General features: G+C 40.7%; 17 protein-coding genes. 10 read left to right on the top strand and 7 right to left on the bottom strand.

The window, feature by feature from the left end; translation table 11 throughout:
* Positions 1-39: 39 nt before the first annotated feature.
* Positions 40-912, bottom strand: a complete 873-nt coding sequence (locus tag E0H81_RS08955) for a DUF2797 domain-containing protein (protein ID WP_131318295.1) — start codon at positions 910-912, stop codon at positions 40-42.
* Positions 913-944: 32 nt separating this feature from the next.
* Here E0H81_RS08955 and E0H81_RS08950 point away from each other — a divergent pair, with 32 nt between their 5' ends.
* Together E0H81_RS08950 and E0H81_RS08945 are read left to right on the top strand one after the other, a co-directional pair.
* Positions 945-1,415, top strand: coding sequence for a DUF6231 family protein (locus E0H81_RS08950; protein ID WP_131318293.1), 471 nt, complete (start codon positions 945-947; stop codon positions 1,413-1,415).
* Between the two features lie 110 nt (positions 1,416-1,525).
* A complete protein-coding gene (locus E0H81_RS08945) occupies positions 1,526-2,227 on the top strand; it encodes a YidB family protein (RefSeq protein ID WP_131318291.1) in 702 nt (233 codons plus the stop codon).
* Positions 2,228-2,353: 126 nt separating this feature from the next.
* Here the strand turns inward: E0H81_RS08945 and E0H81_RS08940 are convergent, their stop codons facing one another.
* From E0H81_RS08940 to E0H81_RS08930, 3 genes are read right to left on the bottom strand one after another with little or no spacing between them, the layout of a single operon-like run.
* Positions 2,354-2,971, bottom strand: a complete 618-nt coding sequence (locus tag E0H81_RS08940; RefSeq protein WP_131318289.1) for an OB-fold-containig protein — start codon at positions 2,969-2,971, stop codon at positions 2,354-2,356.
* 28 nt (positions 2,972-2,999) lie between these two features.
* Positions 3,000-3,311 carry a Rieske (2Fe-2S) protein gene (locus E0H81_RS08935; protein ID WP_171458589.1) on the bottom strand — a complete coding sequence of 104 codons (312 nt, stop codon included), beginning with the start codon at positions 3,309-3,311 and terminating at the stop codon, positions 3,000-3,002.
* Positions 3,312-3,325: 14 nt separating this feature from the next.
* On the bottom strand, positions 3,326-4,330 hold the full coding sequence (locus tag E0H81_RS08930; protein ID WP_131318362.1) for an adenosine kinase: 1,005 nt from the start codon (positions 4,328-4,330) through the stop codon (positions 3,326-3,328).
* A 135-nt stretch (positions 4,331-4,465) separates the two neighbouring features.
* Between E0H81_RS08930 and E0H81_RS08925 the strand changes: the two genes are divergently transcribed.
* From E0H81_RS08925 to E0H81_RS08910, 4 genes are all read left to right on the top strand, one after another.
* Positions 4,466-4,915 (top strand): GNAT family N-acetyltransferase, encoded by a 450-nt coding sequence (locus E0H81_RS08925; RefSeq protein WP_131318285.1) that lies wholly within the window; start codon positions 4,466-4,468, stop codon positions 4,913-4,915.
* A gap of 282 nt (positions 4,916-5,197) precedes the next feature.
* Complete coding sequence (locus tag E0H81_RS16405) at positions 5,198-5,344, top strand: hypothetical protein (RefSeq protein WP_131318283.1); 147 nt, start codon at positions 5,198-5,200, stop codon at positions 5,342-5,344.
* A 309-nt stretch (positions 5,345-5,653) separates the two neighbouring features.
* Positions 5,654-8,593, top strand: a complete 2,940-nt coding sequence (locus tag E0H81_RS08915) for an insulinase family protein (protein ID WP_131318281.1) — start codon at positions 5,654-5,656, stop codon at positions 8,591-8,593.
* A 309-nt stretch (positions 8,594-8,902) separates the two neighbouring features.
* Positions 8,903-10,057 (top strand): phospholipase A, encoded by a 1,155-nt coding sequence (locus tag E0H81_RS08910; protein ID WP_131318279.1) that lies wholly within the window; start codon positions 8,903-8,905, stop codon positions 10,055-10,057.
* A 67-nt stretch (positions 10,058-10,124) separates the two neighbouring features.
* Here the strand turns inward: E0H81_RS08910 and E0H81_RS08905 are convergent, their stop codons facing one another.
* The 3 genes from E0H81_RS08905 to ilvA form a co-directional block, all read right to left on the bottom strand.
* Complete coding sequence (locus tag E0H81_RS08905; protein WP_131318277.1) at positions 10,125-11,465, bottom strand: TrkH family potassium uptake protein; 1,341 nt, start codon at positions 11,463-11,465, stop codon at positions 10,125-10,127.
* A gap of 3 nt (positions 11,466-11,468) precedes the next feature.
* The gene (locus E0H81_RS08900; protein ID WP_131318275.1) at positions 11,469-12,119 is read right to left on the bottom strand and encodes a potassium channel family protein; all 651 of its coding nucleotides are present in this window, start codon (positions 12,117-12,119) and stop codon (positions 11,469-11,471) included.
* Positions 12,120-12,756: 637 nt separating this feature from the next.
* Complete coding sequence (ilvA, locus tag E0H81_RS08895) at positions 12,757-14,295, bottom strand: threonine ammonia-lyase, biosynthetic (protein WP_131318273.1); 1,539 nt, start codon at positions 14,293-14,295, stop codon at positions 12,757-12,759.
* A gap of 107 nt (positions 14,296-14,402) precedes the next feature.
* On the opposite strand from ilvA, the gene rpiA reads away from it, so the two are divergent.
* From rpiA to argC, 4 genes are all read left to right on the top strand, one after another.
* Positions 14,403-15,074 carry a ribose-5-phosphate isomerase RpiA gene (gene rpiA / locus E0H81_RS08890; RefSeq protein ID WP_067724695.1) on the top strand — a complete coding sequence of 224 codons (672 nt, stop codon included), beginning with the start codon at positions 14,403-14,405 and terminating at the stop codon, positions 15,072-15,074.
* A 137-nt stretch (positions 15,075-15,211) separates the two neighbouring features.
* Positions 15,212-15,889, top strand: a complete 678-nt coding sequence (locus tag E0H81_RS08885; protein WP_131318271.1) for a M48 family metallopeptidase — start codon at positions 15,212-15,214, stop codon at positions 15,887-15,889.
* Between the two features lie 229 nt (positions 15,890-16,118).
* Positions 16,119-16,460, top strand: a complete 342-nt coding sequence (locus tag E0H81_RS08880; protein WP_131269976.1) for a hypothetical protein — start codon at positions 16,119-16,121, stop codon at positions 16,458-16,460.
* 362 nt (positions 16,461-16,822) lie between these two features.
* Positions 16,823-17,878: an N-acetyl-gamma-glutamyl-phosphate reductase gene (argC, locus tag E0H81_RS08875; RefSeq protein ID WP_171458393.1), complete on the top strand. Its 1,056-nt coding sequence runs from the start codon at positions 16,823-16,825 to the stop codon at positions 17,876-17,878.
* Positions 17,879-17,890 lie beyond the last annotated feature (12 nt).

The raw sequence follows: 17,890 nt of genomic DNA, 5'->3' as shown, positions 1-17,890 counted from the left end.
CTGCATTGATGCAGGTTTTTTTATGGGCTAAATAAACTTCTATTCAGCACGTAGCTTAAGTTCATAGCCTGAGTATTTGCGAATATTAATCACGCCAGTATCCAAGATCAGGTATTGACCTTTAATCCCAAATAATTTGCCACGAATAATCGGAGTTTTGTCCAGATTATGTGATTTGATTTTTTCAGGATATTCATCGACCGGGTAAACAAACTCACGTGGAAGCTCATCTTCCAACACTTCAATGGTTTCATTGAATTCGAGGTTTTGACTAAATTCATCACGAATGGTTTGAATTTTCGGAGCAAATTCTTCAATCAGTTGCTCGCGAACTTCAATCAAATTGAGTGGCTCAGCTTCACCTTTGAGCAGTTTGCGCCAATCGGTTTTATCTGCAACTTGTGTTCCAAACATGATTTCCAGTTGGCCTGATAGACGGCGGGAACCCACTTTCATAATCGGAAGGGCTTGGGTTGCACCTTGATCGAGCCAGCGTGTCGGCATTTGTCCCTGACGGGTAATGCCTACTTTTAATGCGCTGGAGTTGGCCAGATAAACAATATGCGGCTGGAAACAGACTTCACGCGCAAAACTATCTTGGCGACAAGTGCCCAGATGATAGTGGCAGGTCTCAGGCTTCATAATGCACATATCGCATGAGGCTTGGGTTTTAAAACATTTAAAACAGTGGCCTTGCGCATAGGATTTGGGCGTTTTACTGCCGCATGAAACACAATAAATATTGCCTGTCCATTCGATTTCGACTTCTTGTCCCAAAGTAAATGGAAGGTCGATTTCAGCGCGATCCAGCACAAATTTATATTCTACATTTGCCTTACAGGTCTGTTGATCAGTTACAATAGGGTCCTTTAGACCGGCATGCATTTTATGGCAAATGCCTTGTAGTTCCATGAAATACTCTCTCAAATAATAAGGATGCAGTTATGGCTGAACAAAATGTCATTGCTTCAATGCTAGACGATTTATCTAAGGAACAGCCTATTCAAACTGCATTGTGTATTGGCCAGAATCTTGCACAATACGACAACAATCAATCAATTCAATGGCACTATTTTACCGTAACTGAGTTTTTAAGTCTGCCTTTTACACAGCGATATGACTTGGGTTTAGTATTACTTAATTCACCAGAATTACTCGAGATTTCAAATATTCAAAAATCGCAATTGCTGGTCAAATTACGTGATTTGATGGCGAAACGCATTGTGGTGGTCAGCCAATTGCAGGATGAGAAGTTATTACGTTCGTTAGGGTTTACCCAACTGATTGATAAAACCCAGCACGATAGCGATTTTGCTTTGTGGCAATTTAATATTCTGACCTATAAGCATGTGCCGGACTGGTTTAATTCCAAGTTTTGGGCGAACCCGGAAAACTGGAATAAATTCCGCTGGTAAAACTCAAGCCTTTATTTCTTTTCCAAATCTTGCAAAACTTAACAATTTGCCCTCATTGCAGGATTTGAAAGCATCGTATGCTTTTCTTAAGCCAATAAAAGGACGATACGATGACAAACCTGAGTAATATTGTAGAAATACTGGCTAAACAGGCTTTGGGCGGCAACCAGCAAAATCAATCCCACTCCCAATCCCAACATCAACAACAACCGCAACAAGGCGGTTTGGGTGGGATTTTAGCTTCGGTGTTGGGGCAGTTGGGCGGTAACAATACGCAGCAACAATCTCAAACCAACCAGCAATCTCAACCTAACCAGCAATCTCAGCAACATCAACAAGGCGGTTTAGGCGGAATTTTAGGATCCGTATTGGGGCATCTGAGTGGCACGCAACAAAATCAGCCAAGGCAGCAAACTGGCGGTTTAGGCGGTGGAGGCACAAAAACTTTACTCATTGCCGTATTGCCATTGGTTCTGGCATGGATTCAAAAGCAAGGCGGTATACAAGGTGCTTTGGATAAGTTAAAAGGCATGGGCTTAAATAAACAGGTCGATGACTGGGTGTCTACAGGCCCGGGTGAAAATGCCAGTGTGGATCAGCAACAGGTTCAAAGCTTGTTTGATGAGCAGGAAGTGGAACAGGTTGCTCAGGAAACCCAAGTGCCTAAGCAAGATATTTATGGTGCGATTTCAAAGGTTTTACCGCAGATTATCGATTCCTTGACCCCACAAGGTGAACAAACCAATAAACAAGAAGCCAATGCAGATATTCAACAAGTCATGAACTTGATTTCTGGCTTCCTTAAACGTTAATGTTGTCGCTTTTAAGACCGGTTGAGTTGCTGACTTGACTGGTCTTTTTATATCAAAACTTAATTTTGATGGTTATTAATCTAATAACCTATAACCTAAATAACTTATAACCAAAAGACTTAAATGTCATTGATGATTTTCCATGCTAAAGAGCGAATTGGATTTGGATATTTTTTTAGCAATATAGTGTGACTTTTTTAAGCGGATTAAAATAATCTGTGACTGGAATTCGAGTTCACCAAATTCTGGCTCAACCTGAACATAATGCAATTGACCGAAGCTATCTCTCACCCGAGCCTGAGCAGAAAAGCCTGGACGAGCATTGCCACTTGATATTGTGGCTAGACGTCCAAGCAAACTCACCTGTTGTCTGGTGAGCCTAGGTTTAATGACTTGATCAAGACAATGAATCATAAATACAGTGAAGAAGATTGCAATGATGAGTGCAGGAATCACCAAATAAAACGCGGGCAGAAATTCCTGTTGCTGGGTATAAACACAAAGCTGAAGAAAGTACCCAGAAAAGCTGAAGTTCATCAGTAAAAACACCACAATCAGTGTTTTAGAAAATTTAACATTCAGCAAAGGTGATTCAGAGATTTTCTTTGGAGACAGTTTCTTTAGATATTGCGTAGGTCGAATATTAAAGTAATAGCCGATGGTCTCTGCCATGCTGAGCAAAACTAAAGCCAATAAACTTAAATGAAACGGGATTAAGTCATAGTTCTGTAAAAACTCAAGCATGGCAAGATTCCAGTAGGGTGTATTCTATTTATTCTTCGTTGAGGTAGATTCCACCATCAGAATGCACATCAATCTCTACTTTTTCAAGCGATTGTCCCTGGCAAGGGCCAGAAATACATTCACCGGTTTCAACCAGAAATAGTGCTCCGTGTGTAGAGCATTCGATATATTCCTGATCGCGGTCCAGGAACTGGTTTTCTAGAAATTCCAGTTCGACCTGCAAGTGTGGACAGACATTCTGATAGGCATAAAATGTACCATCACGCTGGGTAATGAAAATGGTATCACCATCCGGCGTTTCATATGAACGCGCTTCACGTTCAGGAATTTCTTCCGTCATCGCAATTTTAATCATTATGCACATTCCTTTTGGAAGTTGTTTAATAATTCGGCGTAATTTTCTACACTCAGGCGTGGACCAAATTGGGAAACGACTTCACTTGAAATCAAAATCGCCAATTCAGCAGCAGTTTTAAGGCTTAAGCCTGCATTTAATGCATACAGGAAAGCACCCGCAAAGGCATCACCGGCACCATTGGCATCGACTGCTGTGACCGCACGACCTGGAACTTTAAAAGTTTGCTCTGAATCAGAAATTAAAGCACCTTCTGCAGATAATGTAATGACAGTGTATTTGCTTTTTAATTGCAATTTAGCCAATGCAGCTTCAATTGAATCAGTTTCTGTATACATTAAGGCTTCATGCTGGTTACACAGCAATAAATCCACGCCATTATCAAGCAATTCATCCAAACCTTGACGCGCATATTGCACCATCGCCGGATCTGATAAAGTTAATGCAATTTTTACCCCATTGGCTTTGGCAATTTCACGTGCCTGTTTAACTGCTTTACGTGCAGTATCACTGGTCGATAAATAACCTTCAATATACAGCCATTTTGCTGTTTTTAAAGGTTCAAAATTGATTTGCGCTTCGCTGAGTTCTGCAGTAATACCCAGGAAAGTATGCATGGTACGTTCAGAGTCAGGGCTGACCAGGACCATACAGGTACCGGTTACACCTTCACTGACAGATTTTTCAGTGGTTTGAATGCCGGCTTCATTTAAGCCTTTAAGGTAAATGCGGCCAAGTTCGTCATTGCCGACACGGCATCCATAAAATGCCTTACTGCCTAAAGCACTAAAAGCAACGGTGGTATTTGCAGCAGATCCGCCTGATGCTTGACCTTTGTATACTTGCGTTTCTTTTAAATTATTATATAAATTTGCTTGTGTTTCACCATCAGTCAACTGCATAGTGCCTTTTTGCAAATTTTGTTGAATCAGGAAATCGTCAGAGACTTTAAATTCTTGGTCGATTAATGCATTACCAATTGCAAAAAGATCAACAGTTGTCATGTCTTTCATTCACATTTCAAAATAAAACGCTAAGTTTACACCAATGCTCATGATTGCTGTAGATTGATGAATAAAATTCAATATATGACTGATGCTCGTACAAAATGCACTATAGGAAAGGATTAGGAAGGTTAGATGAATATCACGATTGCAAAAGCTGAACAATTACCTGCACAAATCACAGAATTAGCCAAGCAAGCTCAGAAAGAAGGATTCCAGCTTATTGATCAATTGATTGAAGAGTATGAAAGTGGTAAAAACAGGTTTGATCAACCCGGGGAATTTCTTCTTTTTGTTTATGATGATGAGAAACTGATCGCCTGTGGTGGCTTAAATCAGCAGTGGAATGAAAACGAAATTGATGCTCGTATTGGTCGTGTACGTCGTTTTTATGTATTGCCGAAATATCGTAAGCATGGTGTCGGTAAACAGCTTTTGCAGCATCTGGAAAAAAATGCCCGCGCAAATTTTTCTGCACTATGTCTAAATACAGACACAAAATCTGCAGCAAATTTTTATCAAAAACAAAATTATGTGTGTGTTGAAAACCATCCGAATTATAGTTACTTCAAATATCTGCTCTAGTTTCTGTTCTGGTTAATGATTACATTTGGTCATGATGCTGTGGGGGTGTATATAGACTCAGCAGCGTCATGAGCTACCTTCACTTTTAAATTTCACGGACGAGTGTTTAATTGTTTTAATTAGATTCCATAAAATCAAAAAAAAGCTTTAAATTTTAATCTTGAGTTAAGTGTATCAGTTGAATATCTCAGTAAAGATCTCGCTTGAGTCAGACTGATGAATCAATAACAAAATATTGCCGCTCACATTTCTAAAGTTTCTCAAATAACCTCACTTTTTTGGATGACTCAAATTTTTGCCATAATCTTTGGTGAAACAGGAGATGATGCAGTATTGAGGTCTTTAAATTTGCGATCCCTGATTAGTACCTTTATTTTCGCGGCATTCTTTATCGGTTTACTGGTTATTCAAATCCCTTCTAAAACTTAATGACCATATTTATAATGGTCAGCCACTAGGCAATCGGATATATCGGTGGGATTGTCCTTTGCGTTAGTCTGATTTTATTGATTTGGGCGCTATACCTCTTTACCCATAAAAATATTTTTGGATCTGATTTAAAAAAATCGCAATCAGTTGCTGTTTTTTGCATTGAAAATTATGCCAATTTTGATTAAAAAAGAAAGGAATAGAAACTGGACTGAAATGCTAGGAAATTCGTAACTGTACGAATCCATATAGTTGAAGATTCAGGTATAATCACAACATCTGATAAATATGTATACATGAGGAGATCACATGACTGTAGATGTCACTGAAACCATTACCCAAACTGTTCATCCCGCGTTTCAGTTGATACGTCAACACCATGTTGAGGCCTTAGACGTTTTTGTGTCTGAATATAAACATAAAGTGACGGGCGCAACGCATTATCACCTTGCAAGCGATCTGGACGAAAATGTCTTTCTGGTGGCGTTCCGTACTCAACCGATGGATTCAAAAGGTGAGGCGCACATTTTAGAACATACCGCACTCTGTGGTTCTGAAAAATTCCCTGTTCGTGACCCATTCTTCCTGATGATTCGTCGTTCACTGAATACTTTTATGAATGCGTTTACCTCGGCGGACTGGACGGCCTATCCATTTGCAACGCAAAACAAGAAAGACTTCCAAAACTTGCTGGAAGTGTATTTAGATGCTGCTTTTGCTGCGAATTTAAACGAGCTGGACTTTGCCCAGGAAGGTATTCGTATCGAGCTTGAAGACGGTCAGCCGGTTTATAAAGGCGTGGTGTTTAATGAAATGAAAGGGGCCATGAGCTCTCCTTCAGATCAGCTGTATCATCAATTAGCGCATCATTTATTCCCGAAAACCACCTATCATTACAATTCAGGTGGTGATCCTAAAGATATTCCAGATTTAACTTACCCAGAGTTAGTTAATTTCTATAAGTCACATTACCATCCAAGTAATGCAGTATTTATGACATTTGGTAATGAATCTGCCTATCACTTGCAAGAACAATTTGAAACTTTGGCCTTGTCTAAGTTTGAGAAAGGTCAAACGCTGCACTCAACACCTGAAACCCGTTTAACTGCACCGGTTGAAGTCACAGAAACCTATGCTGTAGATGCTGAAGATTTAACAGATAAAACTTATCACGTGATTTCATGGTTATTACCTGAAGCGAGCGATATTAAACTGCGCTTAGGCATGCGTCTGGTTGAGGGAATTTTGCTTGAAGATTCTGCTTCGCCCTTACTTCATTACCTCGAAACCTGTGATTATGCACAATCTACCGGTCCACTTATGGGTGTAGATGATTCAAACTTTGAAATGACTTTCTTCTGTGGCGTGCAGGGTTCAAATCCTGAACATGCGCAAGAATTTAAACAAGGTGTGTTCAAAATTCTGCAAGAGATTGCCTCTAAACCGGTTGACTCTGCAATGGTCGATGCCATTTTGCATCAGATTGAATTGCATCAGCGTGAAATCAATGGCGATGGCATGCCGTATGGTTTAAGCCTGATTTTAAATGGTTTGGGCAGCGTGATTCATCACAGTGACCCGATTCATGTTTGGGACGTGGATACCGCGATTGAGCAAGTCAAAGAAGAACTCAAAGACCCGATGTGGCTGTCGAATCTGATTCAAGAACATTTGCTTGATAATCCACATCGTGTGCAAATGACTTTAGTACCTGATGCAACTAAATCTGCGAAGGAAGCTGAAGCAGAAAAAGCCCGTTTGGCTGAAATTGGTGCCAAACTGACTGATGAGCAAAAAGATGAAATTATCAAACAAACTGAAGCCTTAAAAGTTCGTCAAGATACGCCGGATGACATGAACTTGTTGCCAAAAGTGGGACTGGAAGACGTGCCTGCTGATCTGCATATTGTGCAAGGTCAATTGCGTGAAATCATCAGTAATAATCACGATATACCTTTGAATTTGTACCATGCCGGTACCAATGGTATTTACTATCAACAAGTGACGGTGAAAATTCCGGATGAAGTGGTGCAATCGCCATATTTCAACTTGCTGTCTGTTTTGTTGGGCGAAGTCGGTGCAGGCGAGTACGATTATCTTGAGCTTCAGCAACTGCAAACCGCAGTCAGCGGTGGCGTTGGGATGGGTGCATCTTTACGTTCAAAAGTAGATGACAAAAATAAAATCAGCGCATGGTTGACCTTGACTACCAAATCGTTGGTGAATAATTTTGAAGCGATCCGCATATTGAAGTTGGCATTTGAACAACTGCGTTTTGATGAAAAAGACCGCATTATTGAATTATTGCAACAACGTAAAACACGTTGGCAATCACGTATTTCAGGTTCAGGTCATAGTTATGCGATGCAAATTGCATCACGTAATTGCAGTGCTTTGGCGCAGCGCGATTATCAAAATACCGGCTTGGGTGCACTGAACTGGTTAACTGAACTGGTGACTAAAATTGAAAATGATGAAGCTGCGTATGACGCGTTAATTGCAGAATTAAAAGCCATTCATCGTCTACTTTTACAAGCGCCGAAACAATTCTTGCTGGTGTGTGAAGAGCATCAGTCAGATCGTCTGATTGAAGAAATTCAAGAGGTTTGGGATAAGTTGGCCGTTGATAAAACCCCAGTGGAATTAACGACAATTTTCACAGAAAATAGCAATAAAGACGAAGCATGGTTAATTCAGGCCAATGTTCAGTTTTGCGCTTCAGCTTATGCTGCTGTAGAAGTCTCTCATCCGGATGCAGCACCTTTAATGGTCTTGGCTGCATATTTGCGTAATGGCTTCTTGCATAGTGCGATTCGTGAAAAAGGTGGGGCTTACGGTGGTGGCGCAAGTTATGACGGCAATGCATGTTCGTTCCGTTTCTATAGCTACCGTGATCCACGCTTGGCAGAAACATTTAAAGACTTTGAAGCAAGTATTGACTGGTTGTTGAATACCGATCATCTAGAGCATCAACTTGAAGAAGCAATTTTGGGCTTGGTTGCGAGCATGGATAAACCGGGTTCTCCTGCAGGTGAAGCGATTAGTGCTTGCTATGCTTTATTGCATGCACGTACGCCCGCAGTTCGAAAACAATTGCGTGCACGTTTACTCGCAGTGACTTTGGATGATTTAAAACGAGTTGCAGAACAATATCTGGTTAATCAAAAACCAGTGAAAGCTGTGGTTGCACCCGTTGCAAAACGAGATGCCTTGCTTGAACTTGGCTTTGATATCAAACAAGTAAACTAAAAGCTAAGGGCGGTTGATATTTCATAAATGGTTTGCGCTGTAGGCTAAAATTGAGCATGAGACGTATAGGTCTTAAAGCATGAAACCAAGAGAATAGCGAGACTATTTTTAAAGTTTTATAGCGAAATATGAGTAAATTTCAGCCTGTAGTTTTATAGCTAGAGCATAGTTTTTTGCTGCTATTTCATACGAAGCAGTCATTTAGAATGACTCAATGTTCTGCTCTGTATCTGCTATGCGCTAAAAAAACATGCGTGGTCGCAAAGCATAGATGAAGTGTCAATAGCCCCTCATCTGAGGTAATGTTAAATGGCGTTCAAAAGCGTTGAACGCACTACTTTGCACCTGAGCATAATCATGCTCGGTTCGTTGTATGTGACGAATGTAAATGCAGTAAATCCGGAATCTTTAATTACACCCGCCAGTCCTGAAGCGTGTGTGGCATTAGAATCCAATGCAGATCGGTTGGCTTGTTACGATACTTTGTTTAAAGTTGCTGAGGCTGATAAAACACCGCTGCTTTCTGAACGCCAGGCAGCAAATGAAATTGCGCCTAAGCCGACTGAACCAGAAACAATCAAAGAAAAAATCAGCAATGGGGTCAGTAGCGTATTTGCTGCTGAGGGCCCGAAAATAGACCCGAATAGTTCTTTGCTGGATAAGCGCTGGGAATTGTCTTCTGACAGTAAACTTGGTACCTGGAATATTCGTGCGCATCAACCGGTTTATCTGATGCCAGGTTTCTGGACGTCTGATAAAAATGAACGTCCTTCCAGCCCGAATGAAAATAATACCGTACTCGTGGGTGATGACCAGAATCTGAAATCGATGGAAGCGAAATTCCAGTTGTCATTAAAAACCAAAGCGGTCGAAAACCTGTTTGGTGATAATGGTGATATCTGGTTTGGTTATACGCAATCATCACGCTGGCAAGTTTACAATGCGGATGAATCGCGTCCTTTTCGTGAAACCAACTATGAACCTGAAGCCAGCCTGATTTTCCGCACCAACTATGAAATATTGGGTTTAAATGCACGCTTGCTGGGTTTGACCTTTAACCACCAGTCCAATGGCCGTGCAGATCCTTTATCGCGTAGCTGGAACCGCGTGATGCTGAATCTTGGTTTTGAGCGCGACAACTTTGCCTTGATGGTGCGTCCGTGGTATCGCATTGAAGAAGATACCAAAGACGATAATAACCCGGATATTAAAAACTACATCGGTCGTGGTGATTTAACTGCATTCTACCGAAAAAATGATCATGAATTTTCACTGATGCTGCGTCATTCGCTTAAAGGCGGTGATGATGCCCATGGTGCAGCCCAGTTTGATTGGGCATTCCCAATTAGCGGTAAGCTGCGTGGACACTTCCAGTTGTTTGACGGTTATGGTGAAAGTCTGATTGATTATAACCACCGTGCCACCTATGTGGGTCTAGGTGTGTCGTTGATGAATTGGTATTAAAATTTATTCATGCATCATAAAAAAACCACTCGATTGAGTGGTTTTTTATATCGAAAATTAACAGCAATTAACCAATTTGAATATCTGCCGGAGGATGTTTCAAGCGGCTCTTCTTAGGCGTGGCTATCAGGTAGGCTAAGGTAAGCGGTCCTAAACGGCCAGCAAACATCAGTAAGATTAATGCAATCAAGCTTGCCGGTTGCAGTTCACTGGTCACGCCACGGGATAAGCCTACAGTACAGGCGGCTGAAACCGCTTCAAAGAGCAAATCCAGAAAGTCTTTTTCTGGTTCCAAAATGAGCAGGGCGAAAAATCCAAGAAAGATTAATATGGCTGTAATTGAAACGACGGCTAAAGCTTTAAATGAGGTGGTCTTGGGAACGGAGTGGTTAAAGATTCGCAATTCTTCGGAACGGCGTAAAAAAGTAATGACACTTAAAACCACAATAATAAAGGTACCGACTTTAATGCCACCTGCAGTACTTAAGGAACCTCCGCCAATAAACATCAAGATCATGGTCACTAGGGTAGAGGCATCGGTCATGCTGGACACATCTAGGCTGTTAAAACCCGCGGATCGCGGAACAGTGGCATGGAACCAGGCATTTAGAGCCTGATCGCCTACACTCATGCTGGAAAGTGTCAGCGGATTATTGGCTTCTAATATCCAAATCACGATAAAGGCAGCCAGATTTAATCCTGCAATGGTCGAGAGTATTAATTTGCTATTGGTACTTAATTTCTTCCAGCGATGGTTACGTTTAATATCCATCAGTACCACAAAGCCAATGCCACCAATAATGTAGAGCATGCTGATTGTAAGGGTAATCAAGTAATGGTCTGCAAAACTCATCAAGCTGTTCGGAAAAAGGGAAAACCCGCCGTTGTTAAAGGCAGAAACACTATAAAAAGCGGCATAAAAAAATGCGTGAGCGAAATCATATTCCTGCATCCAGGCAAGGGTGAGAATAACCGTACCAACAGCTTCAAAAAATAACGAATATAAAAGCACGCCTTTAAGGGTGAAAGAGACTTTGGCCAGACTGGTTTGACCAATGGTTTCCTGCGCCATCATTTGCTGTTTTAATCTGATGTTGGAAGACAGGCTAAGTGCAGCAAGGATGGCAAATGTCATAAAACCCAAGCCACCCACCTGCAGCAAAATCATAATCACCACTTGACCAAAGGTGGTAAAAGCCTCTCCGACATTGACTACAGAAAGTCCGGTAATGGTCACAGCAGAGGTTGCGGTAAACAGTGCATTGAGCCAGCTTAATTCCCCGTGATGGGAAATGGGAAGTTTAAGCAATAAGGTGCCGGCGAAGATAAAACTTAAGAACCCAAAGGCAAGTAAACTGGGAGGGCTTAAATTGACGTTTTGGGACTTGCTGTTTTTTGCTTGATTCATATTTTATTTAAACCGGGCAGACAGTTTTCGTAAAGGCTCAAGTTCACCTTCCACTACTAAAATATCACCTTCTTGCAGAATTAAATTGGGATCAATAGTAAACAGAATTTGATTACCGCGTTTAAACAAGAGCGTTTTAATTTCTGTAACGTGCTCCATTAAATGATTAAAATGTTTACCGTGCAGACTTGTCTTAATTTCGATTTTAACGATGAAGTGATTGTCTTCCAGACCCATATAACGACTGACCATCGGGTAGCTTAAAGACTGGGCCACGCGGGTGCCCATATCTTCTTCTGGATGAATGATTTTATCTACCCCAAGATGGGTAAGAATCATGTGGTGGGCTTTGGATTTAGCCTTGGCCCAAATCTTGTTCATGCCCATGTTTTTTAGATGCAGGACACATAAGATACTGGCCTCTATGTCTTCACCAATCGCAACTACAACAGCTTCACAATTTTGAATGTTGAGTTCTTTCAATACATGTTCATCGGTGGCATCTGCAATCACAGCATGGGTGATTTGATCTGAAATGCTTTCAACATTTCTTTTGTTGTTATCCATCCCAATCACATCGTGATTTAAGCTCACCAGCTGGGTTGCAATGGTCGAACCAAAACTACCTAAACCGATAACTGCGAATAATGCCATGTTTTGCTTCATCCTTTCTTGCACGTGTTTTTCTATATTTCATATTGGATCAACACTGCAATGAATTTTAAATTATTCCAGTCTTTATCTTAGCGTTAAAGACGAATACAACCAATGATTAATCTGGTGCAAATGGCGAATTGAATGAAGTGGTTTTTTATCTTGATAAAAGAAATAAATCGGCATAGCGACTGTGGTTCATATGATCATGATAGACAAACCACTATAACTGATGTGCGCGAGTGAGAGTTTTGCGCTTAGCAATGCCAACAAAAACCAAAAAATGCCATATAACTCATCGTTGCCAGATATTTTGTTATGGGTGCATAGGATTAGCATGGAATAAGGCAACGCTGTGAATGCAGTTACTATAAGCATCGGATAGACCGTGTAGAGCATTGATGGCTGTTTGAAATGAAATTTTTAGCCCATAAAAATAAAGACAAAATTAACCAAACAGGCAGGTAAATATCTAGAAAAGGAAATATATAGAATTTTTTTCCCAGCTTTGAATTTCACATTTCGCTTTTATAGTTGTTGATTTTAGTTAAAAATATATAGTGACACGTTTTATAAAGTTAAAAAAATAGCCTGTAAAATTACAGGCTATTTAAATAATTTAAATGTATTTTAGAATTTATTTCAAGAAACGCTGATAACCCAGGTTGTTGGTAATTTCTGCATATGGATAAGTGATACTTTCCAATGTCTCAATTAAACCATCCGGATTCTGTTTCGCGTCGCTTGCTTCCAAGCCAACCAGTACACGACCTTCCGCAGCGCCGTGGTTACGGTAGTGGAATAGGGTAATGTTATGCGTTGGACCAAGACGTTCCAAGAAAGTCAGTAATGCACCTGGACGTTCCGGGAACTCGACACGGAATAAACGCTCATTTTCGATGTCCGCATGACCACCGACCAAATAACGGATATGCAGTTTTGCAACTTCATCATCAGACAAGTCATCAACATCATATTGCGTTGCCAAGGTAGCATAAATGTCGTGACGTTCTTTTTCACCACCTTTTAAGCTAATACCGACAAACACTTGAGCAGCACTAGAAGTGCTGGCACGATAGTTGAATTCAGTGATGTTACGACCTTGCAAGGCGCGGCAGAAGTTCAGGAATGAACCTTTTTCTTCAGGAATGGTCACTGCAAAAATGGCTTCTTTACGTTCACCGAGTTCTGTACGTTCGGCGATATAACGTAGACGGTCGAAGTTCATGTTGGCACCGCAAACAATCGACACCATGTTTTTATTTTCTATGCCATGCTCGGCTACATATTTTTTGATCCCTGCAAGTGCCATGGCACCAGAAGGTTCAACAATACTGCGGCATTCGTCATAGGTATCTTTAATCGCCGCACAGATCTCGTCTGTGTTGACCAAGACCACATCACGTTCAACAATTGGACCTGAGTTATCAGATTTTTGCAGGCGAATCACGTCAAATGGTTTTGCACCAATTTGCGCAACCGCAGTACCATCCGCGAATAAACCTACCGATGGCAAAATCACGCGTTCATTGGCTTCAAAAGCTGCTTTTAAACATGCTGATTCATCATATTCCACAGGAATGACTTTCACGTGTGGAGCAACATCGCCCAAGTAAGCAGCAACACCGGCAATTAAACCGCCACCGCCAACAGCTACGAATACATATTCCACATCGCGCCATTGACGTAAAATTTCATTGGCAATGGTGCCTTGACCCGCAATCACCAGTTCATCGTCATAAGGCGGAATAAAAGTCATACCTTCATCTTGCGCACATTGAATTGCATATTTATTGGCAACATCAAAAGAATCGCCATGCAAAACAACTTCACCGCCTAGGCGTTTAACTGCTTGAACTTTAATATCCGGTGTGGTTTTCGGCATTACGATAATCGCGCGAATTCCCAGTTTTTGACCAGATAGAGCCACGCCTTGCGCATGGTTACCTGCTGAAGCCGTAATAACGCCACGTTGCAACTGAGATTTCGGTAATTGACTAATACGGTTATAGGCACCGCGTAGTTTAAAGGAAAAGACAGGTTGTAAATCTTCACGTTTAAAGCGAATGTTATTATTTAGCTTCTCACTAATTCGTGGCGCTGCTTCGAGTGGAGTTTCGATTGCAACGTCATACACCGTTGCTTGTAATATTTGTCGAACCAAACGAGACAGCATGTTAATTTTCCATCTAACAGTTTAAAATAGGCCTTTATTGTAACAAACCCCTGTACATTTGACCTGCTTAATCAGCAACAAATGTCAAAAAATAGTTGAGCCAAGTTATGAGTCTGTATGCGACCCAAGATGAAAAGAAACAAGCTGCTGCGAAAGCGGCTTTAAAGCACTTGCCTAAAGGCGGGATTTTGGGTGTAGGTACAGGAAGTACTGTGAACTTCCTCATTGAATTATTGCCTGAATTGCAACTGGAAGCTGCGGTGGCAAGTTCTGAAGCGACAGCACAACGCCTTAAAAAATTAGGCATTGAAGTGGTCGACATGAATTCTGTTGGCGGTTTGGATGCTTATGTAGATGGCGCGGACGAAATTGACCGTCATATGCACATGATTAAAGGCGGTGGTGCTGCGCTGACTCGTGAAAAAATTGTCGCGTCTATTGCGAAAAAATTCGTGTGTATCGTCGATGATTCCAAATGGGTTGAACAATTGGGTCATGATTTCCCATTACCTGTAGAAGTCATTCCAATGGCACGTTCTGCTGTAGCACGTAAAATTGTTTCTCTCGGTGGTGATCCGGTTTACCGTGAAGGCGTAGTGACTGATAACGGTAACGTGATTTTAGATGTTCATAACTTCAATATCTTGAATGCGCTGGAACTTGAAAAGACCCTCAATAACATTCCAGGTGTGGTATGTAACGGTATCTTCGCAATTAATAAAGCAGATATTGCGGTTGTTGCCACTGATAATGGTATTGAAGAACGTACTGCGGTTTAACCGAATGTTTCAAATATAATCCTCCCTGACCCTCCTTTGCAAAAGGAGGGAAAGCTCTTCTTTTCCTTGCGCTAAATGTTAAAGCAGTGCTTTAACATTTGCTCAGGGCTGGGGAGGATTCTAAGAATAAAAGAAAAATGACGCTAAACGAATTACCCGAAATTAAAATTGTTCGTCATGCGCGAGCGAAATGTCTACGCTTGCGTGTTGAGCAGAACCAAATTCGTTTAACTGTACCGGTACTTTGCAGCAAACGGAAAATTCAAAATTTTATGGATCAGGCCGAGGAATGGCTGCTCAAAACCTGGCAACAACAAACACAGAATATCCAACTACAGACTTTGCCCACCGAATTAAAGCTTTTTAATTTGGCTGAACCTCTACAGATCATTTATCAAACCCAAAAGCAGTCCTTTATTTTTGATGATCAAAATTTACAGCTTTCAGTGAGTGATCGTCAGTCTGAGCAATATTTAAAAGCATTTGTAATCGCCTATGCAAAGCAGCATCTTCCGCTTTATTTGGAGGAGGTGAGTCAAGAAAGTAGTTTAAGCTTCGGTAAATGTGCGATTCGCCAACCTAAAACACGTTGGGGGAGTTGTACCTCCAAACATGACATCATGCTGAATAGTGCCTTGGTATTATTTCCGAAGCATGTCGCGCGTTATGTCTGCGTGCATGAGTTAGCACATACCAAACATTTTGATCATAGCTCGCATTTTTGGGCTGAAGTTCAAAGACATGATGTGAATTTTCAACAGCATCGTAAAATTCTAAAAAGTAGTCCAATGCCGTATTGGTGGTATTCATCATAGAAGAATATTTTAATTATTAAATTTAATGAGTTGTGTTAGGTATATAAATATAAAGTTAAATCTTAACTTTTAAAATACTGTCTGAATGTTACCGCATAGAGGTAAAAATTAGGATTAAAATTTAATTTATTTGCTGGAATTTATAATGTGGAACTTAATAAAAAATGATTTATGAAAGAGTCTATTCTTTTTAGTTATCGGCCCAGTACAATGCAGTGATCATAATTAAGTGAACTGGCAGGTTGCCAAAGTCGCTGTGGAGATTGAATTGGAAATTTGTATTGAAATACCAGACAAAGAGACTTGGGATAAAGCTCAACAGGCATGCTTTAAGCGTGGATGGGACTGGGAGAGAGAAGAATGGCCTGAGTGGGATGAAGAAACGGGCAAGGATGTATGGAAAGAAGATCCTGAATTTACATTAAATAATGATAGCTGGGATGAAACAGTGACTCATCTTTGTGTGGTAGAAGGAATCTTGTGCACCAATAATATTGAAGATGGTGATCCGACGGAAGATGGCTATAAATTAATGAGTATTAAAGATTTAGAAAATCTAGACGTTAAATAATATCCCAAAAGCCTCAACTCATCATATTTAATACAAGCCCTATTCATTAATGAACTGGGCTTTTTTAATGTCTGGGAAAAGTTATGAAAGAGGTCTGATTTTAAAATTACAAAAGATAGAAAGATTTCAGTTGGTGAGAGTAAACTGATTTACTTCCTTTTTTGGAGGCGTATATAAAAAATACGGAGCGATTTATAAATGATCTATATCAATTGTTGTGATGCATATTCATAAGTGCGATATAAATACGTATATTGGGTTTTAAGCTTAAAAACTTTAATCAGCTATCCAAAACAGTTTAGAAAACCAAAACTTCCTGTCATACTACGCAGTTACGAAATGAACACTTTAAATTTGAGGTAGTGATCGTGATTACTGTTGGTATTGTCGGTGGTACAGGTTATACAGGCGTTGAATTGTTGCGTCTTTTACTACGACACCCAAATGTGCAAGTCAATGTACTGACATCACGTACCGAAAAAGGTCGCCGTGTAGATGATATGTTCCCAAGCTTGCGCGGTCATACCGATCTTGAATATTCAGATTTAAACATTGATGAACTCAAAAAATGCGATGTGGTTTTCTTTGCAACCCCTCATGGCGTGGCAATGAAACACGCGGCAGAACTGGTTGCAGCAAATACTAAAGTCATCGACTTAGCAGCGGATTTCCGTTTACAAGACTTAGAACAATTTGAAAAATGGTATGGTCTTGAACATGCCTGCCCAGATATTTTAAAAGATTCAGTTTACGGTTTATCAGAACTGAATCGTGACAAAATCAAACAAGCCAGCGTAATTGGTAACCCGGGTTGCTATCCAACTACGGTACAACTGGGTCTTGCACCATTATTTAAACAAGCTGAAGCGTTAGTAAAACCTGAAAGCATTATTATTGATGCGAAATCTGGTGTTTCTGGTGCAGGTCGTAAAGCAAGTCTCGGCATGATTTATTCTGAAAATGCCGACAACTTTAAGGCCTATGGCGTGGCAGGTCACCGTCACCATCCTGAAATTGTAGAAGCTCTGGAAAATATTTCGGGTCTTAAAGATGTGTTTAACCACATTTTATTTGTGCCGCATTTGGTTCCCATGATTCGTGGCATGCTTAGCACCATTTATGTCGATTTAACCGATGCAGGTGATGCAGCAGATCTTCAAAGCTTGTATGAACAGTTCTATGCCCATGAACAATTTGTTGATGTGATGCCAGCAAACAGTTCACCTGAAACACGTTCTGTGCGTGGTGCAAACCAGCTTCGAATTGCTTTGTATAAACCCCAGCCGAAAAAACTGGTTGTTTTATCCGTACAAGACAATTTGGTCAAAGGTGCTGCGGGGCAAGCTGTGCAAAATATGAACCTAATGTTCGGTTTTGCTGAAAATGCAGGTCTGGCAGGTATTGGTTTATTACCATAAAAAACGTTTTTC

Source organism: Acinetobacter terrestris (assembly GCF_004331155.1).
In the GTDB taxonomy this organism is placed as follows: Bacteria; Pseudomonadota; Gammaproteobacteria; order Pseudomonadales; family Moraxellaceae; genus Acinetobacter; species Acinetobacter terrestris.
This window is presented reverse-complemented; position numbering and strand designations above follow the sequence as displayed.

What these genes read in the sequence shown, in the direction of transcription:
- E0H81_RS08915 (WP_131318281.1), top strand. Translation starts at nt 5,654, where the DNA reads ATGACTGTAGATGTCACTGAAACCATTACCCAAACTGTTCATCCCGCG.
- E0H81_RS08910 (WP_131318279.1), top strand. Translation starts at nt 8,903, where the DNA reads ATGGCGTTCAAAAGCGTTGAACGCACTACTTTGCACCTGAGCATAATC.
- E0H81_RS08935 (WP_171458589.1), bottom strand. Translation starts at nt 3,311, where the DNA reads ATGACGGAAGAAATTCCTGAACGTGAAGCGCGTTCATATGAAACGCCG.
- E0H81_RS08945 (WP_131318291.1), top strand. Translation starts at nt 1,526, where the DNA reads ATGACAAACCTGAGTAATATTGTAGAAATACTGGCTAAACAGGCTTTG.
- E0H81_RS08940 (WP_131318289.1), bottom strand. Translation starts at nt 2,971, where the DNA reads ATGCTTGAGTTTTTACAGAACTATGACTTAATCCCGTTTCATTTAAGT.
- E0H81_RS08950 (WP_131318293.1), top strand. Translation starts at nt 945, where the DNA reads ATGGCTGAACAAAATGTCATTGCTTCAATGCTAGACGATTTATCTAAG.
- E0H81_RS08885 (WP_131318271.1), top strand. Translation starts at nt 15,212, where the DNA reads ATGACGCTAAACGAATTACCCGAAATTAAAATTGTTCGTCATGCGCGA.
- rpiA (WP_067724695.1), top strand. Translation starts at nt 14,403, where the DNA reads ATGAGTCTGTATGCGACCCAAGATGAAAAGAAACAAGCTGCTGCGAAA.
- E0H81_RS08900 (WP_131318275.1), bottom strand. Translation starts at nt 12,119, where the DNA reads ATGGCATTATTCGCAGTTATCGGTTTAGGTAGTTTTGGTTCGACCATT.
- ilvA (WP_131318273.1), bottom strand. Translation starts at nt 14,295, where the DNA reads ATGCTGTCTCGTTTGGTTCGACAAATATTACAAGCAACGGTGTATGAC.
- E0H81_RS08925 (WP_131318285.1), top strand. Translation starts at nt 4,466, where the DNA reads ATGAATATCACGATTGCAAAAGCTGAACAATTACCTGCACAAATCACA.
- E0H81_RS16405 (WP_131318283.1), top strand. Translation starts at nt 5,198, where the DNA reads ATGACTCAAATTTTTGCCATAATCTTTGGTGAAACAGGAGATGATGCA.
- E0H81_RS08930 (WP_131318362.1), bottom strand. Translation starts at nt 4,330, where the DNA reads ATGACAACTGTTGATCTTTTTGCAATTGGTAATGCATTAATCGACCAA.
- E0H81_RS08955 (WP_131318295.1), bottom strand. Translation starts at nt 912, where the DNA reads ATGGAACTACAAGGCATTTGCCATAAAATGCATGCCGGTCTAAAGGAC.
- E0H81_RS08905 (WP_131318277.1), bottom strand. Translation starts at nt 11,465, where the DNA reads ATGAATCAAGCAAAAAACAGCAAGTCCCAAAACGTCAATTTAAGCCCT.